Annotated in this window: 25 protein-coding genes; 9 read left to right on the forward strand and 16 right to left on the reverse strand. The window is 42.1% G+C overall.

Annotated features, from left to right (window positions below):
* Nucleotides 1–219: alanine racemase C-terminal domain-containing protein (locus tag ACYVAA_RS11660; protein ID WP_460541799.1), on the forward strand; the 219-nt coding region annotated here is incomplete at its 5' end.
* Nucleotides 220–329: 110 nt separating this feature from the next.
* Here ACYVAA_RS11660 and ACYVAA_RS11665 read toward each other — a convergent pair.
* From ACYVAA_RS11665 to ACYVAA_RS11705, 9 genes are all read right to left on the reverse strand, one after another.
* On the reverse strand, nucleotides 330–1,487 hold the full coding sequence (locus ACYVAA_RS11665) for a BamA/TamA family outer membrane protein (protein WP_460541801.1): 1,158 nt from the start codon (nucleotides 1,485–1,487) through the stop codon (nucleotides 330–332).
* 65 nt (nucleotides 1,488–1,552) lie between these two features.
* A complete protein-coding gene (locus tag ACYVAA_RS11670) occupies nucleotides 1,553–2,188 on the reverse strand; it encodes a fatty acid desaturase (RefSeq protein WP_460541891.1) in 636 nt (211 codons plus the stop codon).
* 88 nt (nucleotides 2,189–2,276) lie between these two features.
* Nucleotides 2,277–3,122, reverse strand: coding sequence for a 4-hydroxy-3-methylbut-2-enyl diphosphate reductase (locus tag ACYVAA_RS11675; protein WP_460541803.1), 846 nt, complete (start codon nucleotides 3,120–3,122; stop codon nucleotides 2,277–2,279).
* A gap of 3 nt (nucleotides 3,123–3,125) precedes the next feature.
* On the reverse strand, nucleotides 3,126–3,836 hold the full coding sequence (locus tag ACYVAA_RS11680; RefSeq protein WP_460541805.1) for a lycopene cyclase domain-containing protein: 711 nt from the start codon (nucleotides 3,834–3,836) through the stop codon (nucleotides 3,126–3,128).
* Nucleotides 3,837–3,844: 8 nt separating this feature from the next.
* Nucleotides 3,845–4,687: a phytoene/squalene synthase family protein gene (locus ACYVAA_RS11685; RefSeq protein WP_460541807.1), complete on the reverse strand. Its 843-nt coding sequence runs from the start codon at nucleotides 4,685–4,687 to the stop codon at nucleotides 3,845–3,847.
* A 5-nt stretch (nucleotides 4,688–4,692) separates the two neighbouring features.
* Nucleotides 4,693–6,189: a phytoene desaturase family protein gene (locus ACYVAA_RS11690; protein ID WP_460541809.1), complete on the reverse strand. Its 1,497-nt coding sequence runs from the start codon at nucleotides 6,187–6,189 to the stop codon at nucleotides 4,693–4,695.
* Between the two features lies 1 nt (nucleotide 6,190).
* Entirely contained in the window at nucleotides 6,191–6,700 is a 510-nt protein-coding gene (locus tag ACYVAA_RS11695) for an RNA polymerase sigma factor (RefSeq protein ID WP_460541811.1), read from the reverse strand.
* A 149-nt stretch (nucleotides 6,701–6,849) separates the two neighbouring features.
* A complete protein-coding gene (locus ACYVAA_RS11700) occupies nucleotides 6,850–7,746 on the reverse strand; it encodes a MerR family transcriptional regulator (protein WP_460541813.1) in 897 nt (298 codons plus the stop codon).
* On the reverse strand, nucleotides 7,739–8,188 hold the full coding sequence (locus ACYVAA_RS11705; protein ID WP_460541815.1) for a sterol desaturase family protein: 450 nt from the start codon (nucleotides 8,186–8,188) through the stop codon (nucleotides 7,739–7,741). The genes ACYVAA_RS11700 and ACYVAA_RS11705 overlap by 8 nt, the downstream gene beginning before the upstream one ends.
* Nucleotides 8,189–8,377: 189 nt before the next feature.
* Here ACYVAA_RS11705 and ACYVAA_RS11710 point away from each other — a divergent pair, with 189 nt between their 5' ends.
* The gene (locus ACYVAA_RS11710) at nucleotides 8,378–8,680 is read left to right on the forward strand and encodes a DUF4286 family protein (RefSeq protein ID WP_460541817.1); all 303 of its coding nucleotides are present in this window, start codon (nucleotides 8,378–8,380) and stop codon (nucleotides 8,678–8,680) included.
* A 98-nt stretch (nucleotides 8,681–8,778) separates the two neighbouring features.
* Here ACYVAA_RS11710 and ACYVAA_RS11715 read toward each other — a convergent pair whose 3' ends face one another.
* Nucleotides 8,779–9,255 carry a GNAT family N-acetyltransferase gene (locus ACYVAA_RS11715; RefSeq protein ID WP_460541819.1) on the reverse strand — a complete coding sequence of 159 codons (477 nt, stop codon included), beginning with the start codon at nucleotides 9,253–9,255 and terminating at the stop codon, nucleotides 8,779–8,781.
* Between the two features lie 123 nt (nucleotides 9,256–9,378).
* Between ACYVAA_RS11715 and ACYVAA_RS11720 the strand changes: the two genes are divergently transcribed.
* On the forward strand, nucleotides 9,379–10,149 hold the full coding sequence (locus ACYVAA_RS11720) for a type III pantothenate kinase (protein WP_460541821.1): 771 nt from the start codon (nucleotides 9,379–9,381) through the stop codon (nucleotides 10,147–10,149).
* A gap of 12 nt (nucleotides 10,150–10,161) precedes the next feature.
* On the opposite strand, the gene ACYVAA_RS11725 is transcribed toward ACYVAA_RS11720, so the two are convergent.
* From ACYVAA_RS11725 to ACYVAA_RS11735, 3 genes are all read right to left on the reverse strand, one after another.
* Complete coding sequence (locus ACYVAA_RS11725; RefSeq protein WP_460541823.1) at nucleotides 10,162–11,733, reverse strand: Rne/Rng family ribonuclease; 1,572 nt, start codon at nucleotides 11,731–11,733, stop codon at nucleotides 10,162–10,164.
* A gap of 185 nt (nucleotides 11,734–11,918) precedes the next feature.
* Nucleotides 11,919–12,737: a tetratricopeptide repeat protein gene (locus ACYVAA_RS11730; protein ID WP_460541825.1), complete on the reverse strand. Its 819-nt coding sequence runs from the start codon at nucleotides 12,735–12,737 to the stop codon at nucleotides 11,919–11,921.
* A gap of 20 nt (nucleotides 12,738–12,757) precedes the next feature.
* Nucleotides 12,758–13,066, reverse strand: coding sequence for an HU family DNA-binding protein (locus ACYVAA_RS11735; protein ID WP_192009553.1), 309 nt, complete (start codon nucleotides 13,064–13,066; stop codon nucleotides 12,758–12,760).
* Between the two features lie 158 nt (nucleotides 13,067–13,224).
* On the opposite strand from ACYVAA_RS11735, the gene mutY reads away from it, so the two are divergent.
* From mutY to ACYVAA_RS11760, 5 genes are all read left to right on the forward strand, one after another.
* Nucleotides 13,225–14,298, forward strand: a complete 1,074-nt coding sequence (mutY, locus tag ACYVAA_RS11740) for an A/G-specific adenine glycosylase (RefSeq protein ID WP_460541893.1) — start codon at nucleotides 13,225–13,227, stop codon at nucleotides 14,296–14,298.
* A 139-nt stretch (nucleotides 14,299–14,437) separates the two neighbouring features.
* Nucleotides 14,438–14,899, forward strand: a complete 462-nt coding sequence (locus tag ACYVAA_RS11745) for a single-stranded DNA-binding protein (RefSeq protein WP_460541827.1) — start codon at nucleotides 14,438–14,440, stop codon at nucleotides 14,897–14,899.
* Between the two features lie 65 nt (nucleotides 14,900–14,964).
* Nucleotides 14,965–16,314 carry a gliding motility-associated protein GldE gene (gene gldE / locus ACYVAA_RS11750; protein WP_460541830.1) on the forward strand — a complete coding sequence of 450 codons (1,350 nt, stop codon included), beginning with the start codon at nucleotides 14,965–14,967 and terminating at the stop codon, nucleotides 16,312–16,314.
* 435 nt (nucleotides 16,315–16,749) lie between these two features.
* Nucleotides 16,750–21,249 (forward strand): glutamate synthase family protein, encoded by a 4,500-nt coding sequence (gene gltB, locus ACYVAA_RS11755; protein ID WP_460541832.1) that lies wholly within the window; start codon nucleotides 16,750–16,752, stop codon nucleotides 21,247–21,249.
* Nucleotide 21,250: 1 nt separating this feature from the next.
* On the forward strand, nucleotides 21,251–22,732 hold the full coding sequence (locus ACYVAA_RS11760; RefSeq protein WP_460541834.1) for a glutamate synthase subunit beta: 1,482 nt from the start codon (nucleotides 21,251–21,253) through the stop codon (nucleotides 22,730–22,732).
* 333 nt (nucleotides 22,733–23,065) lie between these two features.
* Here ACYVAA_RS11760 and ACYVAA_RS11765 read toward each other — a convergent pair whose 3' ends face one another.
* The gene (locus ACYVAA_RS11765; RefSeq protein ID WP_460541836.1) at nucleotides 23,066–23,668 is read right to left on the reverse strand and encodes a TIGR04282 family arsenosugar biosynthesis glycosyltransferase; all 603 of its coding nucleotides are present in this window, start codon (nucleotides 23,666–23,668) and stop codon (nucleotides 23,066–23,068) included.
* Between the two features lie 159 nt (nucleotides 23,669–23,827).
* The gene (locus ACYVAA_RS11770) at nucleotides 23,828–24,232 is read right to left on the reverse strand and encodes a DUF4890 domain-containing protein (RefSeq protein ID WP_460541838.1); all 405 of its coding nucleotides are present in this window, start codon (nucleotides 24,230–24,232) and stop codon (nucleotides 23,828–23,830) included.
* A 254-nt stretch (nucleotides 24,233–24,486) separates the two neighbouring features.
* Here ACYVAA_RS11770 and ACYVAA_RS11775 point away from each other — a divergent pair, with 254 nt between their 5' ends.
* Nucleotides 24,487–25,113 carry a CPBP family glutamic-type intramembrane protease gene (locus ACYVAA_RS11775; RefSeq protein WP_460541840.1) on the forward strand — a complete coding sequence of 209 codons (627 nt, stop codon included), beginning with the start codon at nucleotides 24,487–24,489 and terminating at the stop codon, nucleotides 25,111–25,113.
* A gap of 80 nt (nucleotides 25,114–25,193) precedes the next feature.
* On the opposite strand, the gene ACYVAA_RS11780 is transcribed toward ACYVAA_RS11775, so the two are convergent.
* Nucleotides 25,194–26,534, reverse strand: coding sequence for an NAD(P)/FAD-dependent oxidoreductase (locus tag ACYVAA_RS11780; RefSeq protein WP_460541842.1), 1,341 nt, complete (start codon nucleotides 26,532–26,534; stop codon nucleotides 25,194–25,196).
* Nucleotides 26,535–26,576 lie beyond the last annotated feature (42 nt).

The raw sequence follows: 26,576 nt of genomic DNA on the forward strand, positions 1-26,576 counted from the left end.
GGAATGATCAATGGCCAAAAAGCCCCGATAATCGGAAACATCTGTATGGACATGACCATGGTCGATGTCACCGGCATGGAAGTGGAAGAAGGCGACGAAGTCATCATTTACGGACCTGGGCTTTCTCTTAAAGAACAGGCAGAGACAATAGGAACCATCCCCTACGAGCTGCTCACCAATATCAGCAGCAGGGTAAAGAGGGTGTATTACCTTGATTAAATTTCACACTTTATTAATTCAGGTAATCCATGCAAGGCCCCTGCTATTATAGCCTATAGCCCGCAATAGCTCCAACCATTATTTTTAAGTGATCAATCAATCTAAACTGCTTAGATTACTTCATTTAGACCAAAGTAAAATGCCTTCTGGTCACCAAAACCAAAGTCAATGCGGATATTAATTCCCTCGTCCATCAATTTGTATCGAAAACCGAAACCCGCTCCATAATGAAACCTTTCTAAGGCATATTGGGAAAACCTATTGGCCACCTGTCCTGTGCTTCCAAAAAGTACCATTCCTAAGTTGCCATAAACAGGAAACCTCCATTCAGCCTGATGGACCATGGCCAGCTTATCACGATACCTTCCTTCGAAATAGCCCCTCATACGTTTACTCCCTCCCAATAAAGACAGCTGTTGAAAAGGAGCCTCACCATCTATAAAACTCCACCAGGAATGTACTGCTATGACATTGTCCTTCCCAACTGGGAAATACTTCCTGATATCCAGTTCATACCGATTATAGGAGTAGGCATTGCCAAAAAGCCCCTTAAAAGTCATCCAACTAAGTTGATTGTAAAACCCTCTCCTAGGCTGGAAAATATCGTCCCTGGAATCATAATTGAGCTGTAGCCCTGTCCCCAAAACCACAGGCGTATCACTTCCCGGAATATCACCACTGGAAAGCTGTCCATCTCCTTCCTTTTCATAAACCTTGTCAGCCCTAAACATCACCCTCGGTCCCAAGTACACATGGGGCAAAACCTTACGCATATAATTCAGATGAAAATATACATACCTACTCGCATAGTCTTCCTGGTTTGCTGCTGGTAAATCATTTCCAATCCCATAAAATTGAAATGGATACTTGGTAAGTTCTAACCTGGCATTAACATAATCCTTGTTATAATTTTTCCATAAATCCAGGTCTATTTCGAGGATTGCCTGCTTTTTCAAAGTATAAACAAACGTGATGGGCATTGATGATGGGCGCAAATGCTGTTCCTCTGCATTTTCCATTTTAAAAACCTTAATAGCCCCTGCCCCAATCCCCAAACTGGTCTCCGGAGAATAGGTCACTGCCGGAATGAAAGACCAAGTTTCTGTACTGAGTAGCCCCAACGCTTTATCGACGGTATTGAAAAAACGATAGTGCAATCCTGTAGTATCACTTTGCCCATGGACATCAGGCCCTTTCAATAAAAAAATAGCTGCTAGGAGCAACAGCCTTAGGGATAATCTGTTCTTGGGCATTATTTTTCCTGACATACAAAAACAAAGTTACCCTAATTACGCTTTACCCCATAATTTGGCCCAAACAAATACGTTCTAAGCTATTTAAGTCTCCATAGTCTCCACCAGGGCGTGCCAGGTGAATCATGGTGCTCGTAGTGATAGCCAAAAAAATAGCAGCTTAAAAACGCCAAAAAGTGATTTTTGGAAAGTGTTCCGGATTTATGCTGGTTTTTATGTTCGCCTTTATGAGGAAGAAAAGTACCAAAATAAAATAGCTGAAATGTAGACAACAGTGCTGGAAGGATCCAGAATAACAGAAGGTTCTCTATAGAAAAAAACAGCTGCAAGCTCCAAAAAGCCACCCCCATCAATAACAACTGCTTCACAGAAACATATGTGCTGATAAAACTCCAATACCAGGGGAAAAAGCTATCTGAACGATGATAGTCTGGATCCTTGCCCGTGGCTACAAATCGGTGATGCTGATGATGTTGAGGATACAATCTATCATAAAAATTAAATGAGAAGAGTATCGCAGCAAGCCAACCTATGGCATGGTTTATAGTGTTGTTTTTAGAAATATTCCCATGCATGGCATCATGAGCGGTTATAAAAAGCCCTGTGTAAAGATGGGTTTGGACCAATATGGCAATAAGAATAAGAGGGGAGGCCGAAACCAGTTCCCAACTTAGTAAAAACCATAGAGAAGTAAACCAGGCCAAAATAAGGGCCATGGCCACCAAAATTCCGATTGGGTCGATATGACTATGTGACGAATTCTTAACTGACACAGTTTTATTTACTAACAAGAAAAATTAACACTTAAAACGCTATAAGCCTAGCTTTGACAGCTTCCATAAGCCACATTGGGGTGGATGTAGCGCCACAGACCCCCACTTTATCAAGTGGATCAAACCACTTTTTGATTACTTCATCGGGACGGGACACAAAGTAAGTTTGGGGATTTTGCTCTTTGCAGGCCTCATAAAGTGCCTTACCATTGCTGGACTTACTTCCGCTTACAAAGACAATTTTATCAAAATTCCGCACAAAAGACCTCAATTCTTTATCCCTGTTCGAAACTTGCCTGCAAATGGTATCATTTGTCTGCACTTCAATTCCCTTCTCCTTAAGAACACGGGTTACCTCATAAAACCTATCAGTACTTTTGGTTGTCTGGCTATAAAGCGTAATTCTTTTCGGTATTTCATCGAAGTCAAGTTCTGCTATGTCCTGAAACACCACCGCTTCATTACCAGTTTGCCCCATCAATCCCTTCACCTCTGCATGCCCAGGTTTGCCAAAAATATAAACCTTTTCATTCCTATCATATGAATTCTTGATCCGGTTTTGAAGCTTCAAAACTACAGGGCAGCTGGCATCGATCAGAGTAAGATCATTTTGTATGGCCAGCTTATACGTTTCCGGAGGCTCTCCATGCGCTCTGATAAGGACTTTTTCTCCTTTAATATGCTCAAGATCTTCGTGGCCTATAATTTGAAGTCCTTTTTTCACCAACCGGTTTACCTCCTCGTCATTATGCACAATATCTCCCAGACAATAAAGACGCCCTTCCTTCTCTAGGATTTCTTCTGCCATCTCAATGGCATACACCACTCCAAAGCAAAATCCGGAATTACTATCGATATGTACGGTCAAACCTAACATAAATTAATAACTTACAGCTCTTGACATTGTTTTACGCTGTTTGATTTTTTCATAAATGGAAACATTCATAAGCATTAAGCCCATAGAATAAACGAAATCCTCTATAGGAATGGTTATGATCCTGATTCCTAAATTTTCCATATCATCATAATACACTACAGGATCAGAGGTAAAAGCCCCTGTCAATGCCCCGTTGAACAACAGAAATGGAATAAGGTGCACCAAATAGAAGAAATAAAACCTTCCGATAAGTTTGTCAGAAAAAAAATAGTAATGGACACATAACAAGATCGCTACTATGAAAAAATTCACCCCAGTATACCATTTATCCAGATTCATCAAGGCCACCACCACAAATAATCCAATCAGAAAATAAGTAATCATCTTTGCGTAGCGCTTCAAGTGATCACCGGGAAAATAATAATTCAGCACCTCGTAAATAAAAATTGTCGAAAAAGGAACGATAAAGAAAAACAAACACTCTTCCAACGGCAGATTCATCAGGTAAAGCCCGGTCAGGTACTTTTCATTAAAGCCCCAAACGCCCATTTCTGTAAACCATTCATCCCAAGCTATATAAACCAGTGCAGTAATGACAATAGCAGGGAAAAGGGCATACCATTTTCGGGCATACCCCACTTTTGATTCAAATGACCAAAGAAGTGGCAAAATCAAGGTCCCAAGATTCAGTATTAAATACAGATAACTCTCCATTCCCACTATTATTCAAAGCCTAACTTGGAGCCGAAATAAATCCCCATGAGTAAAGACAGTTTTTTAATATTGGGAATCCTCACCCGCTTCAGGGTAATCGTTTCAGGATTGAGGCGTTTTATTTTTCTAAAAAGATTTTGGTAATACAAATAGGCAATCTTCACCCCCATTTTTGCTCCCACTGGCAACTCCTTTATCCCCTTAAATGCCTCCTCAAAATCTTTTTCAATATCTTCTTCGATCTCTCTTTTGGTGACTTGGTTGAAATTAGCATAATCCACACCAGGGAAATATACCCTACCCCGCTCCTCAAAATCACTTTTCATATCTCTCAGGAAATTCACCTTTTGAAAAGCTGAGCCAAGTTTACACGCCGGCTCCTTTAATCGTTCATATTCCTGATCGTCACCATCACAAAACACCCTCAAACACATCAAGCCCACTACCTCCGCTGAGCCGTAAATATATTCCTTGTACTTATCATCATTATAGGTGCTAAAATCCAAATCCATGGCCATGCTGTCCAAAAAGGCATCGATCAGGTCATAGGTTATACCATATCGATGCACCACAAGCTGAAAGGCATTCAAAATAGGATTAAGGCTAATCTTTCGCTCAATGGACTCATAAGTATCCTTCCTGAACTTTTCCAACAAGTAGTTTTTGTCGTGGTCGTGAAAAGTATCCACTATTTCATCAGCAAACCGTACAAAACCATAAATACCATAAATAGGCATGTGTAGTTTTTCGTCCATCACTCTGATCCCAAGACTAAAAGAAGTACTGTACCGCCTAGTAACAAGTCTGCTACATTCTTGGGCAGTAAGGTGATATAGTTTCATTGCGTCCATATGCATTAATTTTTTGAGGATTTTGAGAAATGGCTGTTAAGTATTTCATGGGCCACAACTTGGCCCGAAATGAGAGATGGAGGCACCCCGGGACCGGGAACCGTCAACTGCCCCGTATAATAAAGATTACTGAGTTTCTTATTTTTCAGCTTTGGTTTCAGAAGAGCCGTTTGCCCCAAAGTATTGGCAAGACCATAGGCATTTCCTTTAAATGCATTATAATCATTGATAAAATCCCGGTGGGCATAGGCTCGTTTGTAAATCACCTTATCCCTAATGGATTGCCTTGTCAACTTTTCCAGACGGCCCATTACCAAATCATAGTATTCCTCCCTCTTTTCATCAGAATCCTCCAAGTCTGGCGCCAGAGGAATTAAGATAAATAGATTTTCTTTGCCTTCAGGTGATACGGAGGGATCCGTTTTGGACGGACAACAAACATAAAACAAGGGCTTTTCAGGCCAGTCCGGATGATCATAGATGGCCTTTGCATGCGGCTCCAGAGGCTCATCAAAAAACAGGTTATGATGCTGCAAGCCTTCCAACTTAGCATCTATCCCCAGATAAAAAATTAAACTGGAAGGAGCCAGAGTTCTTTTGTCCCAATAATTTGATGAATAGTTGCTGTAGGCAGGCGGCAAGAGCTTGGAGTCAACATGATGATAATCAGCTCCAGCAATGACGATATCGGCAGAATATTTCCTTCCATCCTTCAAAAAGACCGATTCTGCTTTTCCATCTTCTACCTTGATTTGAGAAACATCGGCATTGTATTCGATTCTCACGCCTCTTTCCTCCGCTAAATTCACCATGGCTTTAATAATCTCGTGCATTCCACCCCTGGGGTACCAAGTCCCTAGGACCATATCAGCATAATTCATCAAACTGTATAATGCAGGGATTTTTTCGGCTGTTTGACCAAGAAACAATACCGGAAATTCCATTATTCTGATCAATTTTTCATGCTTGAAAAAACGGCGCACATGTTTTTTCATCGAATGGAAAATATCCAGCTTAATCAAATCATTGATGATACCCGGCTGAGCGAATTCCCAAATGGATTGGCCGGGTTTATACACCCATTCCTTAATTCCAACAGAATACTTTTTCTCCGCCTGTTGCAGAAAAGCCTTCAGCTGCTCCCCACTTCCAGGATCCACTGATTCAAAAAGAGCTACCAATTCCTCAAAATTAGCAGGCATGTCCATGATATCATCTCCGCCAAAAAACACCCTATAGGAGGGATCCAAACGGTACAGGTCATAATAGTCACTGGGCCGCTTTCCAAACTGGGAAAAATAATGCTCAAAAACATCTGGCATCCAATACCAACTCGGCCCCATATCAAAGGTAAAGCCATCTACAGAAAAACTTCTTGCACGCCCTCCTGGGCTATCATTTTTTTCCAACAACAGGACATCCAATCCCTGATCGGCCAAACGGGTGGCAGCAGCTAATCCGGCAAAACCTGCACCTATCACAACTACCTTTTCCTGGCTCATCCTAATCAAATTTATAGACCTTTAAATCCGACTTAAGCATTTTTCTGGCTATGTGTATCCTGTTTTTGACCGTTCCAATCGGCAAATCGAGCTTGTCTGCGATCTCTTTGTATTTAAATCCATTGAAGTACATGTAGAAAGGCACTTTGTAGGCATCGTCCAATCGCTCAATGCTTTTGTGAATGTCCTTTAAAGCAAACTCACCATGAACACGGTTCTCAATAGTCGTACTTCCTGAATTAATATAATGCAAATTATCCGTGGAATCAACAAAAGTGGCCCTTCTCACCATCCTTTGATAATTGGTGATAAAAGTATTTTTCATGATGGTGTAAAGCCAGGCACGGAGGTTTGTCCCATCCGAAAACTTGTCTCTGTTCGTAAATGCTTTCAATACGGTATCCTGCAAGAGGTCATTGGCATCGTCTGAATCCTTGGTAAGCCTCAAGGCAAATGGTTTCAGGGATTTACTGTGCTCGTTTAAGGAATAACTGAATTCGGTAGTTGTCATGACTTAATTATTTTGTTTAATTAAATTTAGTAATCATTAAACAAAAAACCAATTAATGTTTAACTTTTGTTCAACATTTGTTCAACAAAAAATATTTGAGCACAAAAAAAACGGGCCATAGCCCGCTTCCATTCATCTTTTATCTCTACTTAGCCCAGGTCAGGATCCTTAGCTACTTCTTCCAAAAACCCTTTGAAATCCTCCACCTTATCCATGACCTTTACATTTTTTGGAATATCAAGGTCGTCTTTGAGGACTTGATAACCTGAAACGATAAGCTGACTTGAAGTAAAGGTATCGGCCAATTTTTTCAAATAGCCCTCCAAAGAATCGAAACCCGATGAATTGGTCATGACAGTAATCAGGTACTCAGGCTTATGATATTTATAAACCTCTTTCAAATCCCTCCATGGGGTACTCTGCCCCAAATAAATCACCTTATGCCCTTCCTTTTTGATAATATAAGCCGCAAACAAAAGCGATATTTCGTGAAGCTCTCCTTCCGGAAGAAAAAGAAGAAATTTCTTCCCTCCCCCTTTATAAACAAATTGATCGATAGCCACGATCAATTTTTGGCGAATTAAATTACTCATAAAGTGCTCCTGTGCAGGGGTAATGCTCCCAATCTGCCACAGTAAACCTATCTTGTTTAAAAAAGGATAGATTACTTTTACCATCGTTTCATCGAAACCGATGTTACGCTTATTGATGTTCAAAATCCTATTGAAGCTTTCCTCATCAATTTCTATCATCGCCACGGTCAAAGCATAAATCTGCTCCTCAAATGCCAAGTCCCCTTCCGTCAACGTTATTACCTTTTCTCGGATTTCTTCTTGGCTCAACTTGGCAATCTTGGAAATTTTAACGCCGCTGTTGTTTAAAAGAGCCACATTCAAGATCAACTTGAGCTCCTCATCCCCATAATAACGAATATTGGTATCCGTCCTTTTAGGCTTGACCAAGTCATAACGCTGTTCCCAGATCCTTAAAGTGTGAGCTTTTATTCCTGAGAGATGCTCTAAATCTTTAATAGAATAATTACTCATATCTCTCCTTTTTAAAATACTTAAGTGGAACGATCAACAATCCAAAAGCCTCACTTCCTTTTTTCTTATTACAGGCATGATGAGCTTGGTGTGCTTTCATTATTCCGGTAAATAAGTTTTGCTTGGGTCTACTCCACCATTTTCTCCGACGATGGATCAAAATATCGTGCAGAAAAAAATAAGCTACGCCATAGGTACTGATCCCAACACCTATCCAAAACCTGTAATCCAGTGATTCATAGCCCAAGAACATAAGTAGAATAGCTATTCCTCCGAACAGTAATGAAAAAAGATCATTAAGTTCAAAAGGCCCCTTTGACGGCTGATGGTGGGTTTTGTGAATTCCCCAAAGTACTCCATGCATGATGTATTTATGGATAAACCACCCAGCTACCTCCATTAGCAAAATGCCTAACACCACAAATAATATTCCGTGTATCATAATGAAATAACTTCTCTTTAACCCAAATGTTTATTCTCAAAGCCTTAATACCCTACTTTTTTAGAATAATGCCACTTTTGACAAAGTAAACAGGATGAAATAGCTAACTTTGCTGTCCAAAGTTTTGAAGTAAGGACATTAATTTTGTTTAACTTCAAATATAATAATAATAAACAAAATAATGTATTAATGATCTTATACAACATTACCGTAAATATCGATCAAGGAATAGAAAAAGAATGGCTAAAGTGGATGAAAGAGGTCCATATCCCTGAAGTGATGGAGACAGGTTTTTTTACCGAAAACAAATTTTACAAATTGTTACATGTCACCGAAGATGGCGGGGTCAATTATTCGGTTCAGTATTTCACAGACAGCATAGAAAAGGTAATGGAATATCAAGAAAAGCACTCTAAAAGCCTTCAGGAAGATTTCCAGAAAAAATTCAAGGACAAATATGTCATTTTCAGGTCTTTGCTTGAACAAGTTTAAAAGAAAATACGATCTAATTTCAGCTCCCTATAAAATTATAGGGAGCTTCACAAATTTTGAAAAACCGGTTACCTGTAATAGGATTGCCAGGCAATTTGTTAACCGAGCATTTCAATAATCTCATCCGACTGAAGGTGACAGTTGTACCAGCCACCCTCAATATCTGCTTGATATTTATTATAAAAGTTGATAGCTGGCTCATTCCAATCCATCACCTGCCACATCATACCCGTGCAGTTCTCTTCCAAGGATTTTTTCATCACTCTTTCGAAAAGTAACTTGCCGGCGCCTTTACCCCTTTCTTTTTCTGTGATGATATAATCTTCCAAATACAACCGCTTTCCTTTCCAGGTACTGTAGCGGTAATAATAAATGGCCGTGCCAATGATCTCCTCCGTTTCATTCTTGATCAACACAAAGAAACCGTAGACAGGATGATCCCCAAAACCATCCTCTTCCATCATTTCTAGCGTGTTGGTAACCTGCTCCGGAGCCTTTTCATAAAGTGCCAGTTCCTGAATCAGTCGATACACCTGAGGCAGATCCTCTTTTTTTCCTTCTCTTATCGTATACATGTCTCGAAATTAGAAAAAATTCAAAAAAGAACTAATCCCAGATTTTATTTTGGCATCCATACCCATTAGATTTAGGTATAGGGAGCCTTTGCCCCGCCTAATTGTACCATAAAAATTCTCAGTATGTTTTTATCCATTGATGCAGGCAACTCCAATATTGTTTTCGGTTTTTATGACACTTCCACAGAAACCTGGGCGTATGAACACCGCGAAGAAACCAAAAAAGATATTTCCGTGAATCTCTTGGAAAAAAACCTTCGGCTATTTTTCCTGGAAAACGGGCTTAAAGCATCCATGGTTACCTCTATAGGCATTAGCTCTGTGGTACCGGAAATCAATGAAGCGCTCAAAACCTTTTCACAAACCTTCTTTAACCTACAGCCGCTCATGATCAGCGAAAGGGCCTATGCTAACCTGGAAGTAAAGACCTCCAGGCCTGCGGAAATGGGTACTGACCTGATGGCCAATGCCGTTGCGGCATACGACCGCTATCGCTCTGCCTGTATCATTGTAGATTTCGGTACCGCCCTGACCTTTACTGTTTTGGACGATAACGGAGAGATTATAGGTGTAAATATTGTACCAGGCCTGACTACAGCCATAAAATCGCTCTTCTGGAATACAGCCAAACTTCCAGAAGTGAAGCTGGAGCTCCCCCGCTCAGCCATAGGTAAGGACACCATCCATTCTATTCAGGCAGGAGTGCTCTATGGGTACACAGGACTGGTAAAAGGCATGCTGCAATCCATAAAAGAAGAAATAAACAGTAATTTTAAAATTATCGCCACCGGAGGGCTTTCAGAAATCTTAACCACTTTGGAAAGCACCTTTACCGACATTGATAGAGAACTTACGCTAAAAGGGATAAAGTTGATCACGGAAAAAAACACATAAAAAAAACGGAGCTTATTCAGCTCCGCTTTTCACATCGAGTTCTATTTCTTCTCCTGTTTCATCCAGGAATTTATACTCCGTCACTGGTAATGAAGAATCTTTGATCAGCTTCACCCATTTGAAATACTTAAAAAACCATTTGACCCTTTTAGATATCAAACCATGGGTAAAATATGCATGAAGATAAGGGTGTAAACCTATTTTTATATTGGGTAGGTTTTGGTGTACAGCAGTATGTTCAAGGTCTCTTTCCAGCTTATCGGCCACTAGGATCGAAGCTTGTATTTTTCCCGTCCCATTACAGGCCGGACAGGTTTCCTTGGTGACAATATTTACCTCAGGTCTTACCCTTTGTCTGGTAATTTGCATCAACCCAAACTTGGTCAATGGCAGCACCGTATTTTTGGACCTGTCGTCTTTCATCTCATTTTTCACCGCATCGTATACAGCCCGTTTATTTTCGGCTTTTTTCATGTCGATGAAGTCGATGACAATGATCCCTCCCATATCCCGGAGGCGCAGCTGTCTGGCAATTTCTTTGGCAGCTACCAGGTTCGTCTTTAATGCTGTCGTTTCCTGGTCGCTTTCTTGATTGGACTTATTACCACTGTTTACGTCAATGACGTGCAGGGCTTCGGTATGTTCGATAATCAAATAACCGCCGTGGGGCAGGCTTACCGATTGTCCAAAAAGACTCTTGATCTGCTTTTCAATCCCAAAACTTTCAAAGAGCTTAGCTTTGCCGTTGTAAAGCTTAACAATTTTTTCCTTTTCAGGGGCGATCGATCTGATATAAGACCGAATCTGATCATAGATTAATTCATCCTCTACCGTGATTGCATCGAATGATTCGTTGAGCAGGTCTCTAATAATAGAGCTCGCCATGCTCATTTCTCCTATCACCTTGTCCTTGCTTTTGGCTTTCATCAGCTTCTTCATCCCTTCCTCCCAGGTGGTCACCAAGTTCCGTAGATCCTTATCCAGCTCTGTTACAGACTGGCCTTCTGCTACGGTTCTGATGATCACACCAAAGTTGGCGGGCTTGATCGAAGTGATGAGCCTGGCCAATCTCCTTCTTTCTTCAGCCTTCCTTATCTTTTTGGATACATTGACTGAATTGGAGAATGGCACCAGCACCAAATACCGACCGGCTAGGGAGAGCTCACAGGATAGTCGCGGGCCTTTCGTAGAGATCGGCTCCTTTACAACCTGAACTAAAATTTGATTGTTTTTAGAAAGGACTTGGGAAATTTTTCCCAGCTTTTCTATCTCAGGTTCTAGTTCAAACCCTTTTAGGGTGGGGTGATCCTTGTGGTTATTCCTGACATATTTGGTATACTTTATCAGGCTTTTTACCTTGGGCCCCAAGTCCTGGTAATGCAGAAACGCATCTTTTTCGTAGCCCACATCAATAAAGGCCGCATTGAGGCCATTGACGATTTTACGGACTGTTCCCAGGTACATATCCCCGACTTTGAACTGGTTGCTCTCCTCATCTGAATGGAGCTCCACCAGTCCTTTGTCTTTTAAGAGGGCTATTCGACTACTGTTTTGAGCAGAATCAATTACTAATTCCGTACTCAAATCGTGTCTCCTTTTTTATGTTAATGAACGTTCTTTTGTGTAAAAACTCAAAAAGAAGAAGTGTATTACTTCTTCTTATGTCTGTTTTTTCTTAGTCTTTTCTTACGCTTGTGCGTAGCGATCTTATGTCTTTTTCTTTTTTTACCGCAAGGCATAATCTTATGGATTTAAGTTTAACAATACTTTTATAATTGTCCCAGATAATTCTCGACACTGGAAAGGATCATCGGATCTTCCGTCATGTCTTTCACCAGCTGGAACTGTTTTTTCGCTTTATTATTTTGCTTCGCTTCAAAGTAGCTTACGCCCAGGTAAAACTGCCCTTGAATATTTTCAGGATAATAACCCACCAGATGCTCAAATCGTTCCACAGCGCGCTTATATTGACCGGACTGCATCGAAAGCACCCCCATATTGAAAAGCGCCTGTTCGTTTTGAGGATCTTTTTCCAGGATCTCCCTTAGCATCATGATTCCCTGCATGGGATTGGAAGAAGACACATGTGTCATGGCCACCTTGGTCTTTAAATCCAACCTTTCAGGCTGCTTTTCCAGCACCTCTCCAAGATAGGTCCTTGTCTTTTCAGCAAGGTAAGCCATCTTGTCCTGGTCCATGGCAAAGCCGAACGCTTCATAGTAAGCATTCCCTGCTTTTTCAAAAGCCTCTTGATCGGGATATTTCTCGGCGCTCCTGCCCAAATAGTGGGCTGCACTGTCATAAATCCCCGACTTCTGATAAAAAGCAGCAATTGAATCCGCAAAGTTAGTAAATTTTTCTTTACTTTCTGCGTTTTCCATTTTGGCTATCAAGCCACTAACAGCTCCCCGCTCTGATTCCGGAATGTTTGCACTGTGTGCTTGCATGACAGAATCAGAAGCCGCGGTATCTTCCTGACTAATGTTTTCACTGTCGTCAGCATTGTCCACCACTACTCTGGGAAGTGAATACAAAACCGCTATGGCAACAACGACTACTGCAACCAGGATGATTTGCGACTTTTTCATAGGGCCCAGTCCTCTTCAGTTTAATCCTGAAGAGTTACTTCTTTAACTTTTTTACTGTTTTTGATTTTGTCGATAAACACTTTGGAAGGCTTGAAAGCCGGCACATAATGCTCATCGATTACGATAGCAGTGTTTTTGGAAATGTTTCTGGCGATTTTTTTTGCGCGCTTCTTGTTGATGAAGCTACCGAATCCCCGAACATAAATATTCTCTCCCTCCGACATGGAATCTTTCACCACTTTAAAGAATGCCTCGATAGTTTGAGTAACATCGTCCTTCTGAATTCCTGTCTTGTCCGAAATCTTGGTAATTACCTCTGCTTTAGTCACTGTATTTAAATTTTAATTTGATTAAATTGCTTAACAATCTATTAACCAACTAATTTTGGGACTGCAAATTTAAATGAAGCTTTTCAATATAAAAACAAATTGAAGAAAATTAGCATCCTTTGTTTAACGAAAAGCACACCAATAAAATTTCAAAAGTTTTGAATTTCAGCCATTTCGCAGAAAAGCTCCTCCAATGGTACCCCTCAAATAAAAGGGATCTTCCATGGAGAAACACCAAAAATCCATACACTATTTGGTTGTCAGAAATCATACTCCAACAAACAAGAGTGGCACAGGGGCTTCCCTATTTCGAAAAATTCGTCAGATCCTACCCTACCGTTTCCGACCTGGCCCAGGCACCGATAGAGGATGTCCTCAGGCTTTGGCAGGGACTGGGATACTACAGCAGGGCCAGGAACCTCCACTTGTGTGCCAAGCAGATCGTAGAGGAACATGAGGGACAGTTCCCCAAAAGCTATAAAGAACTGTTGAAACTCAAAGGAGTAGGGGAATATACCGCTGCGGCGATAGCTTCTTTTGCCTACCAAGAACCTGTGGCCGTTCTTGATGGGAATGTATTTCGGGTATTAAGCAGGTATTTTGGCATTTATTCGGACATCAGCAGCACGAAGGGAAAAAAGGAGTTTCTTCAACTGGCCAACGCTGCCCTGGCAGTAGAACAACCTGATGAATATAACCAAGCCATAATGGAGTTTGGCGCACTCCAATGCACACCAAAAAAAGCGGAATGCTCCTTTTGCCCCTTGCAAGCCTCTTGTCATGCTTATGCAAACGAGGCGGTGGACACATTACCGGTAAAGGTAAAAAAAATCAAGGTGTCCACCCGAGCCTTTCTTTACCACGACATTGTTTGCGGAGAAAAGAAAGTCGTTAAGACCAGAGGCCCCAAGGACATATGGCAGGGATTGACTGACTTCCCTTTGGTTGAATTTACTTCCCCGGAAAAAATCAATCCTGAAGACTCAAATTTGTTTCATGAACTTCAAGCATTTAAGCCGACTGTAGACTTTGAAAGGGAAAAGACTTATAAACATATACTGTCCCATCAAAAAATTTTTTCAAACTTTGTCTCGTTCAAGATACCCGAAGACTACCAATCTGCACTCGAAAAATGGGCGGACTCCAAGGGTTATCTGTTTTGCGATGCCGAAAAACTGGAAACACTCGGCAAACCCCAACTCATTGTGCGGTATTTGAACGATAAAAAATAATCCTTAATTTAGACTTAATGCTTCTTCGGTAGCATCAACAAGCACTTCCTGCGTCGCTAGGAGGATGCTGGCAATGAACCCTAAAGGTTCTTTAGTAACAGATTAAAAATTAACTATCTAAAAATTATAAAAGTAAATTATGGCCGGTGTAAACAAAGTAATCTTGGTTGGTAATTTGGGCAAGGATCCAGAAGTAAGGCATTTGGAAAGCGGAAGTGTAGTGGCCAACCTGACACTAGCAACAACAGAAGCGTATAAAGACCGAAACGGAAACAGAGTAGAAAACACAGAATGGCATGACCTGGAATTGTGGGACGGTCAAGCAAAGGTGGCCGAGCAGTACCTGCGCAAGGGAAGCCAGATTTTTGTGGAAGGAAAAATAAAATCCGATACCTGGCAAGATGAGCAGGGAAACAATAGAAAAAGAACCAAGATCAGGGTTTTGAGCTTTACCATGCTCGGCTCAAGGTCTGCTGATGGCGGCAATGGCGGGGGAGCCCCCAATACCATGAGCCAGCCTAGTCAGGGAGCTCCTCAACCTGCCTCGATGCCGAATTCCGGCGGAAATATGGACGAAGGAGACGATGATCTGCCATTCTAAGCTGATCATTTTGAGATTTATATGGATAAATCACTAGTTTTGCAGAACAATATTTGAATCAATTAATGGACGATCCATACCCGAGTATTTTATTGCTAGCTGAAATCAACCAGGTTTCAGCTGGCTACATTTTGATCAATAGCCTTATTTTTCTAATACTTCTAATGGCTTCAGCACTTGTCTCTGGCTCAGAGGTGGCTTATTTTTCTTTGTCCCATGAAGACCTGGGCCTCCTCAATGATGAAACTGACGAGGTTTCTGAACTGGTCATAAAACTCATCGAAGCACCGCAAAAATTATTAAGTACGATACTGATTCTAAACAATATGATCAATATCGGAATTGTGACATTGACCACTTTTTTTACCCTCACCTTGTTTGGGGTGAATGCCACAGGGATTCTGGTCGTCCTACTGCAAACTGTCGGCGTGACCTTTGCCATCGTCTTTTTCGGGGAAATAGTGCCTAAAGTCTACGCCAACAATGCCAGGGTCACCTTTTCCAGACTAATGGCCAAAACCCTCAATTTCTTCTCTATAGTACTTGGTCCGCTTTCCTCATTGCTTATGACCATAAGCAATGTAATCGAAAGGAGGATCGAAAAGAAAGGCTACACCCTATCCGTCAATGAACTTCACCAAGCCCTGGAAATCACAGCTGAACACACCACGGAAGGGGAAAAAGACATTTTTAAGGGGATAGTGAACTTCGGAACCCTATCTGTAAAACAGGTAATGCGTTCCCGTATGGATATCACGGCAGTGGATGTGGACATGGATTTCCATGAGTTGATGGATAAAATCAACAAAAGCGGCTACTCCCGTATCCCCGTCTACAGAGAGACCATAGACAATATAGAAGGTATACTTTATATCAAGGACTTACTTTCCCATATTGAAAAAGATGAAGACTTTCAATGGTCCACATTGATCCGCAAAGGCTTCTTTGTGCCCGAGAACAAGAAAGTCGATTCCCTATTGAAGGATTTCCAAAATAAAAGGGTACATATGGCCGTAGTGGTCGATGAATATGGAGGAACCTCCGGGCTGGTTACACTGGAAGACCTGATTGAGGAAATCATCGGAGAAATCAACGATGAATTTGATGAGGAAGAAAACCTTTTGTTCAAGCAAATTGACGAAACCACTTTTGTATTTGAAGGAAAAGTTTCCTTGAACGACTTCTGTAAAAAACTGGAACTGGACCCCCAATCCTTCGATGAAGTCAAAGGAGATAGTGAGTCCTTGGGAGGCCTGCTGTTGGAGATCAATGCCAAATTACCCAAAAACGGCACCAAAATTCAATTTGAACGGTTCACCTTTACCATTTTGGCGGTGGATGCCAAAAGAATCAAGAAAGTAAAAGTACATGTAAGCCCGGTAAAGACGGGAGACCTTTCGCACAATGAAGACTAAGCTGGAAACCGAAAAAAGTCCACTAACTGCCCAAAACACCTGATACTTAGGAACAAACAGATCGATTTTCATTTTTGATTACGTTTTCGGTAAAAATTTCCCTTAAAACTGAAAGTCTATTCATTTCTTAAAAAAAAATCAATTTCTATCAAAATAAATAGAAATTCCATTTTTTAAACCTATTTTGGTTTATTTTACACACTTTTCAACAAAAAGAGCAAAAAAATAAACCCACTTCATTAATTTCTACAGAAAATTAAACAAACTTCTAGTTTATCAAGCAAGCATTTCCATTTTAATAATTTTAAAAATCCCGAGACAATTTGGTTATTAATGCATTTTTTTCGTTCTTTTGTTGCCGAGATTTTAAAAAAAGAAAAATTCTTTATAATTTATTCAATCGAATTTACAAACCTAATTTAAATAACACTAACTATGAATGAAGGATTATACCATTCACAGTTTGAACATGATGCCTGTGGGATAGGCGCTGTGGTCAACGTGAAGGGCACTAAAAGCCATGAGACGATAAGTGATGCGCTCTTTATGCTGAGTAATATGGAGCATAGAGGAGGGAGAGGTAGTGATCCTAAAACCGGTGATGGAGCGGGTATTTTGATTCAGGTACCACATGATTTTCTGAAGGAGGTGACTCACCGTGCCGGCTTTGAACTGCCTGAAGAAGGCAGTTATGGAGTGGGCATGACATTTTTCCCGAAAAACAAACAGTTACATAAAAAGTCAAAAATACTGCTCAACAAAATCCTTGAAGAAATGGATTTTGAGCTTATCGGCTACAGGGAAGTGCCTGTAGACGAAACTGTACCCGGTTCAGGAGCTTTGGAAGTAATGCCCAATATCGAGCAGGTATTTGTGAAGCATAAGGATGGATTGGTAGGAAAGGCATTGGAAAGAAAACTCTATGTGCTGAGAAACTATGCTACCAAAGTCATCAACTCCACCGTTCCCGGGGTAAACAGATCATTTTATTTTGCAAGCTTCAGCTCCAACACCCTGATCTATAAAGGGCAGTTGAGAACTGATCAGGTGCTTACCTTCTATAAGGACCTGCAAAACAACAGAATCACTTCTGCACTTGCATTGGTGCATTCAAGATTCTCTACCAATACCTTCCCTAACTGGAGGCTGGCCCAACCTTTCAGGTACCTATCCCACAATGGTGAGATCAATACCATCAGAGGTAACCTGAACAAAATGAGGTCTAAAGAGTCTCTGATGAAGTCGGAGCTCTTCACAGATGAGGAATTGGACAAATTGATGCCAATTACCAATTCCACTTATTCTGACTCAGCTAACCTGGATGCAATGGTAGAATTGCTTACCCTTAGCGGAAGATCCATGCCTCATGTAATGATGATGCTGGTTCCAGAAGCTTGGCAGGATAATAAGTCTATGGACAAGGCCAAAAAAGCTTTCTATAAATTCCACGCTTCTCTTATGGAGCCTTGGGACGGCCCGGCCGCCTTGCTTTTCACAGACGGCAAGTCCCTAGGTGCTACATTGGATAGAAACGGTCTTAGACCTTTAAGGTATTTTGTCACTAACGACGACCGGTTGATCCTTTCTTCTGAAGCAGGTGCCCTACCTATTCGTGAGGCCACTGTCTTGGAAAAAGGCCGTATCAGCCCAGGAAGAATGATCGTTGCCGATATAGAGAAAGGCAGGGTCTTGTTTGATGAGGAAGTGAAAGCAGAGGTATGTGAAAACAAGCCTTACGATGCTTGGGTAAGAAAAGAAAGATTGAAACTGAGACTGATGCCTACTCCAAAGGTACTTTCTCAGCCTTACAATACCCAAAATATCAAGCAAAGACAAACTGTTTTTGGATATACCACCGAGGATGTCAATACTATCCTCGCTCCTATGGGCGATACTGCTTATGAACCACTTGGCTCCATGGGTGCGGATACACCTCCTGCGGTACTTTCCAAACAAAGTCAACATATATCCAATTACTTCAAGCAACTCTTTGCCCAGGTAAGTAACCCGCCGATCGATCCTATCAGAGAAAGGTTGGTGATGTCCCTGTTCACCAGAATCGGTGTAAGCCATAACATCCTTTCTGAGAGTCCGGCGCATACCCGACAGATCCACATCTCCCAGCCTGTGCTGTTGAATGAGGATTTGGAAAAACTGAAAAACCTGGAAGGCAAAGGATACAAAGCCAAAACGCTTTATGCCCACTTCAAAGCAGACCACAAGCCAGGCAGAATGCTGGAAGCTTTGGATCAGCTTTGCCAGGAGGCCGTTGACGCTATCAACGAAGGGTTCAACATCCTTATCATTTCCGACAGGAACACTTACGAAGGTGTAGCTCCGATTCCTTCATTGCTGGCAATCGGTGGCGTTCATCACCATTTGGTAAATAAAAAGCTGAGAACTAAGGCCGGTCTGGTAGCCGAAGCAGGTGATATCCGCGAGACACATCATTTTGCTACTGCGGTAGGTTATGGTGCCAGCGCGATCAACCCTTACTTGGCATTGGAAACCTTAGTACAACTCAACGAAACCGAGCAGCTTTCTAAGGTATTTGAAACGCAACAGCTTTTGGAAAACTACCAAGCTGCCATTGGCAAGGGACTATTGAAAGTACTCTCCAAAATGGGGATCAGTACGCTTCAGTCTTACCAAAGTGCTCAGATCTTTGAAGCCGTTGGTTTGGGTCCAGAGGTGATCGAAAGGTGTTTCAAAGGTACCATCAGCCGAATCAGCGGGGTGTCTTTTGACGAACTGGCAGAAGAAGTTCTTGTCCGTCACAATGCAGCCTATGGCTATGAAGGGCCAAGATTGGAAACCGGTGGTGTATATCAGTGGAAGCGAAGAGGTGAAAAACACCTGTTCAGCCCTGATACCATTCACCTGCTTCAAAAATCAACAAAGAACAACGATTATCAGCTTTACAAAAAGTTTGCTGAGAAAATAAACAACCAAACCAAAGACGCCCTTACCATCAGGGGATTGTTTGAATTCAAGAAGAGAATTTCTATCCCTGTTGAGGAAGTGGAACCTGCAGAAGCTATCATGAAGCGATTTGCTACAGGGGCCATGTCTTTCGGTTCCATCTCTCACGAAGCCCATTCAACCTTGGCGATTGCCATGAACCGTATTGGTGCCAAATCCAACAGTGGTGAAGGCGGTGAAGATGAAATCCGTTTTGAAAGAAAAGAAAACGGCGATTGGGAAAGATCGGCCATCAAGCAGGTCGCTTCCGGTAGATTCGGTGTAACCAGTAACTACCTGACCAACGCCGAGGAATTACAGATCAAAATGGCCCAAGGAGCCAAGCCTGGTGAAGGTGGACAGCTTCCTGGCCACAAAGTGGATGACTGGATCGGTCGAGTAAGGCATTCCACTCCAGGAGTAGGGCTTATCTCTCCTCCTCCTCACCACGATATCTACTCTATTGAGGACTTGGCGCAGTTGATCTATGACTTGAAAAATGCCAATAGAAAAGCACGTATCAACGTGAAGCTGGTATCTCAGGCAGGTGTGGGTACCGTGGCTGCTGGTGTGGCCAAAGCCCAGTCTGATGTCATCTTGATCTCTGGTGCAGACGGTGGTACCGGTGCATCCCCTCTGAGCTCTATCAGACACGCAGGCTTACCATGGGAACTTGGCTTGGCTGAAGCGCATCAGACCTTGGTGAAAAACAACCTGAGAAGCCGTGTGACACTTCAAACTGACGGTCAGGTAAGGACTGGTAAGGATTTGGCGATAGCTGCCCTGTTAGGTGCTGAAGAGTGGGGAATCTCCACGGCAGCCCTAGTGGTAGAAGGCTGTATCATGATGAGAAAATGTCACCTGAACACCTGTCCGGTTGGTATTGCCACCCAAAACCCTGACTTGAGAAAGCTTTTCACCGGTGATCCAGATCACGTAGTGAATTACTTCAAGTTCTTGGCAGAAGACCTGAGAGAAATCATGGCATCCCTTGGTTTCAGAACGGTCAATGAAATGGTAGGCCAATCCAACGTGCTGAAGTCTACAGGGCACCTGAACCATTGGAAGTGGGATAAGCTTGACTTGAGCCCGATTTTCCACATGGTGGAAGTTCCTGAGCATGTAGGTATCTACAAGCAAATCGATCAGGACTTCAAACTGAAAAAAGTACTGGACAGAAAACTGATCAAAGCAGCACTTCCTGCATTGGAGCAGGCCAATCCTGTCAATGAGAAGTTGCAGATTAAAAATACGGACCGTTCGGTAGGAGCCATGCTTTCCAACGAAATCTCCAAGATTTATGGAAGTCCTGGTCTGCCAGACGATACCATCCACTATAAGTTTATAGGTTCAGCAGGACAAAGCTTTGGCTTATTCCTGACCAAAGGTGTGACTTTCGAATTGGAAGGTGAAGCCAATGACTATTTTGGCAAAGGTCTTTCCGGTGGCCAGTTGGTGATCTATCCTAGCAGAAATGCGAGCTTCAAAGCAGAGGAAAACATCATCATCGGTAACGTTGCCTTCTATGGTGCCACATCCGGTCACGCTTATATCAACGGTAAAGGCGGTGAGCGTTTCTGTGTAAGAAACTCCGGTGTGAAGACAGTGGTAGAAGGTATCGGAGATCACGGTTGTGAATACATGACCGGTGGACAGGTGATCAACCTTGGTGAAATAGGAAGAAACTTTGCCGCAGGTATGAGCGGTGGGGTAGCTTATATCCTAAAAGACCATGTAAAACAGATCAACCAGGAAATGGTTGACCTGGATCCCCTTACTCAAGAGGATTTCAGCATGATCAAGAAAGAACTCGAACTTCACATTAAGTTTACCAACAGTAATCTGGCTGCCCGATTCCTAGAAAACTGGGATACTGAGAAGGAGAAATTCATCAAAGTAATGCCAAGAGATTACAAAGCAGTGCTTAAAAAACGAGCTTTAAAAGAAGAAGAACAATCAAAAACTTTAGTGTAAGATGGGAGCGATAGACGGTTTCTTAAAACATAAAAGAGAAGTAGAATCAGACAGAGATCCAAAAGAAAGGATCGGCGACTATAATGATATTCATCATCCAATCAGCCCTGAAGGACTTAATAACCAGGCTGCAAGATGTATGGATTGTGGCATCCCTTTTTGCCATCAGGGATGTCCCCTTGGCAACGTAATTCCGGAGTTTAACGATGCGGTATACCGTAAGGAATGGGGCGAAGCATTTGACATCCTTAGAGGCACCAACAACTTCCCAGAGTTTACGGGCAGAATCTGCCCGGCTCCTTGTGAAGCCAGCTGTGTACTGGGAATCAATAAGGATCCTGTTGCCATTGAACTGATCGAGAAAAACATTGCTGAAAAGGCCTATGAGCTTGGATTAGCCAAGCCAAACGTTCCGGAAACCAGAACCGGTAAGAAGGTAGCGGTTATTGGTGCAGGACCGGCGGGACTTGCCGCAACTGACCAACTTAACCAGGCAGGCCATGAGGTGACCTTGTTCGAAAAAGACCAAAAAGTAGGAGGTCTGCTTCGATACGGTATCCCTGATTTCAAGATGGAAAAGTGGGTGATCGACCGTAGAACTAAGCTGATGGAAGATGAAGGGGTAATCTTTGCCACCGGCACTGAAATCGGCAATGACGTAAAAGCGGAAGAAATCCTGCAAAACTTTGATGCAGTAGTGCTTTCTACTGGAGCACAAGAGCCAAGGGACCTTAAAATCAAAGGCCGTGAAGCCCAGGGTGTTCACTTTGCCATGGAATTCCTTGGCGAACAAAACAAAGTGGTCAGTGGAGAAAGAAAAGATCCCAACCCGATTTCCGCCAAAGGAAAGCATGTGATCGTAATCGGTGGTGGTGATACAGGAAGTGACTGTATCGGTACTTCCAACAGACATGGAGCAGCTTCCATCACTCAGTTGGAGCTGTTGCCTAAGCCTCCGAAGCAAAGAGCACATTTGAACCCTTGGCCGGAGTGGCCAATGACCCTGAAGACTACCAGTTCACACGAAGAGGGAGCTGAAAGGGCATGGTCGGTTCTTACCAAAGAGTTTACCAAAGACGAAAAAGGCAATGTAAAAGGCCTTGTTCTGGTAGACATCGAATGGAAGGAAGAAAACGGCAGAATGCAATTCTTTGAAATAGAAGGCACTGAAAGAACTGTTCCATGTGACCTGGCCCTATTGGCAATTGGCTATACAGGACCAAAACAAAATGGAATGCTGGAAGCTTTCGGAGTAGAAGCTATGGAAAATACACTTCCCAAATCCAAAGAATACCAAAGCACCAATAGCAAGGTTTTCTTGGCCGGAGATATGCGAAGAGGCCAGTCTTTGGTCGTTTGGGCTATTTCTGAAGGTAGGGAATGCGCCGTAAAAGTAGATGAATTCCTGATGGGCAAATCTAATTTACCTAGAAAGGACCGCTCCTTTTTCGAAAACGCAGAAGACGCTGAATTCTGTAGATAACAGTAGTTTAGTTTATTTAACAAGTTTGTTAATTCGATGAAAAGCTCCCTGGCTCGGCGGGGAGCTTTTTTCATAGGGGATATTCGACTTTAACCCGAAATATGCATTAGCCTATCTGTTGCGGACTGAAACTGATTTAAAATCAGTTGCTTCGCTGCTGTTTTCGACTTCGCCATAGCGGTGCTATGCCTCAGTCTCCAAACAGCCTGATTTTCTTACATTTTCAGTCCTCACTACGATTCCCAATGCATAATCCGGGTTTAACTATCGCTTATGATTAACAACGATCAACGTTAACCCTTCCTGATAATCAAACTGAGAAAAATAGAATGATTATGGAATGTTCAGTATTCCTCTAAGGCTTTTCAGATCCTCATATTGCTCCACATCAAAAAGCATAGGCAGGCGATGGGCATTGATTTTTGCGTCTTTTGCAGCTTTAAATAGCTCATCGCAATCAGCACTGTGTTTCCATTCTTTGCCTTCCAAAACCCTTTTCTCCAGTTTGTTCATCCCCAGCAGATAGGCCATGCCATCTTGGTCCGGCCCAACTACCATATCCTGGTAATCCAATGCCTCAAAGGCTTCATCCAAGATATCGTTGGTAAGCTCCAGTGTATCCATCCTGATGATCAGTACCTTCTCATAGCCCTTTTCAAACACCTCGTTAAAGGCCTGACGGATTTTGTCTGTAAGGCTTCCCCCTTCTGACAGCTCTAGATGATAATGCTCATTCAAAAGGTATTTTTCATCAATCTTCTCTTGGAAATAGACGAATACATCCGCCGGATAATTTTGCACCAGCTCATGGGTATAGTTTAGCAAGTATTCATAAACTTCCACCGCTTTTTCGGTTCCTATGACCTCTTCCAGCTTGGTTTTTACCTTACCGGGTTCAGGATTTTTTTGAAAAATGATTATTGCCTGTTCTTTCATGACCGTATCAGTTACATTCGGGTACTCAATATTACTCAGATTTTTTCATAGTTTGAAAGCAAAGTAACTGCCATATAACAAAAAAGAAGATCAAAAATGATCTTCTTTTCAATATTCACCACTCACCAACATTTTTCACCTAAAAGCATGCTCATCGAATCATGCCCCGTCACCTCTTCTGGGGCGTCCCTCTCTCCTGTTTCGCATCCTTTCTCGATTTTCTTTCTCCGCCTCCTTCCACTTTTCGACCTGCTCTGGAGACAGGATTGCTTCCAGTTTTTTCTGGTGCTCCTCTCTCTCTGCCCTCATCTCATCTCTTTTTTCTTCCCTCTCTTCTTTTGCCTGCTGCATGGTCTCCATTCGCTTTTTGGCACTTTCAAGATGGAGTTCATAAACGGCTTTCTTCTGGTCCTCATTAAGTTGCAGCTTTTCGTCCATTCGGTCCGTCATCCTTTCGGCTATATTCTCAGGAGTCATTTTTGGCCTTTCTCCTCTTTTATCTTGGGCCTGAGAAGAAAGTACAGTTACGGCCAACAGGGCAATTACAAACAATAGTTTTTTCATGATCTTTAAGTTTTTGATTGTATGCCTTTGACCATAATTTCAAATGGAAGTTTAACGCTGAGGAATTTTTTAACAAATTTTTAAGGTTCTCCTGTGATGAAAAACAAGTAATTAGCTGTTTTTAATTACCTATTCCACTGAGTTCAACTAAAAATATGGCTGATTCTATCGGTATTTGTTCCGTCTAAAATTTTAGACGGAAGGATCCTAGATTTGATTTAAAGGGACCAATACTGAATTTGATATAAACTAGGATGAATAAAAACCTGCCATTCTATCTTTTTCTAAACTTTTTCGTTCATTTTTTCGCTACATTTTTGAACAGAAAACTGGTATCATTGGGATACCTTGAACGATTGGATCCTTTTCACTTTGACAACCCTAATCCAATCCTTTTTCTCAAATTGTTCCTTTTTATGGTCGTCTTGGCACCGATTTTTGAAGAGTTGGCTTTTAGGTTATTTCTTATTAAAAGTTCATCAAATCTAAAAATAGGGATATCAGTATTCATATCCGTTGCTTTTTTTAAAGCCATGGATTATTTCATTTATCTGAGCACTTTTGCTTACTACTTTTTTCAATTAGTGTTAGCTACTATCATTTATCTCATGCAGGATCATTCCATGAAAGATTTCCATGTGATGAAATTAAAGTCCATAAATCAGCAAGCTCTTGTCATAATTAGCAGTATAGTGTTCGGATTGTTCCACATGGGAATATATTATACCAGTGAAATTATTCTCTTTCAAGTCATCGCCGTTCTTGGCTCTATGGGCTCTGGCTTTATTTTTAGTAGATTTAGGATAAAGTATGGTATTTTCAACGCCATAAAATTACATGCTTCAGTAAATGCCATGGCATTTATCGCGATTATCATTTAAACAGGATTATAATGTAAAAATCTGATGGATTGACAAAAGTAAAGGGCCTACTAAACCTGAGGCCCCATGTTCTTTCCTATCTATTTATCTGACTTTTCCTCCACCAATTCGCTTTGTTCTTTAGGCTTGACATACCTTGGCCGGATGAGCAGCCTCAAGGCCGGATCAAATGAAAGGTAATTCCATGCCCAATCCAAAAAGATAAAAATCCGGTTCTTTACGCCCACTATGGCCATCAGGTGAACAAAAAGCCAAGTAATCCATGCGAAAAATCCCTGGAATTTAATAAAAGGCAAATCCACCACTGCCAGCTTTCTACCTACAGTAGCCATAGACCCTAAATCTTTGTATTTAAATCTCCTTATCGGACGGTTGTCCGTCATGGCCTTGAGATTATCTGCCAGATTATCTGCCTGCTGTATCGCCACTTGGGCCACTTGGGGATGCCCTCTAGGATAATCATCGTCTTCAAGAATACAGAGATCTCCAATGACATAAATCCCATCAGTATCTTTGAGCTTATTATACCTGTCCACAATGAGCCTCCCGTTTCTGATCATCTGCTCCTCGCGAAGCCCTTTGATATGGTTGGGCTTAACCCCTGCTGCCCATAGCAAGGTTTTGGTGTTAAGGCTTTCATGGTCTCTGATTTTGATGGTCAGCCCGTCATAATCCTCTACAGCTGCATTGACCATGATTTCCACGCCAAGTTTATCCAGATAAACCACCGCCTTTTCACTGGCTTCCTCGGACATACCGGCCAGAAGTTTAGGGCCGGCCTCTGCCAAGACCACGCGCATGTTTTTGAAGTTAAGCTCAGGGTAATCCTTGGGAAAAACCGTGTTTCGCAGCTCAGCAATTGCCCCTGCCAACTCCACTCCAGTGGGACCGCCACCGACAATCACCACATTCATCATGGCACGTCTTTCCTCCAGATTTTCGGTATTGATCGCCTTTTCATAATTTGAAATGATCCTGTTCCGAATATATAGGGCTTCCGAAACGGTCTTCATGGGGATACTGTGCTCCATGATGTTTTTCATTCCAAAATAATTGGTATCCGCTCCCATCGCCAGTACCAAATAGTCAAAGTCAATATAGCCTACATTGGTATACAAGCGCTTGTTTTCCTGATCCACTTTCAAGGCCTCCGCCATCCGGAAAGTCACGTTTGGCGTATGGTGAAAGATTTTCCTCAAAGGAAATGATATGGCGCTGGGCTCCAAGGCAGCGGTGGCCACCTGATAAAAAAGCGGCTGAAACTGATGGTAATTGTTTTTATCCAACAGGATTACCTGATATTCAGAATTCACCATTTTCCTGGCCAACTTTAATCCAGCAAAGCCTCCACCCAGGATAACTAATTTGGGACGGTTGGAAACAGGTAAATTAGGAACCGGTTGATTGACAGTAGGTGTCATGGTCGTCGTGATTTTATCGATGGATTGTTTTAGGAGGGTTAT

The organism is Echinicola sediminis, assembly GCF_054777495.1.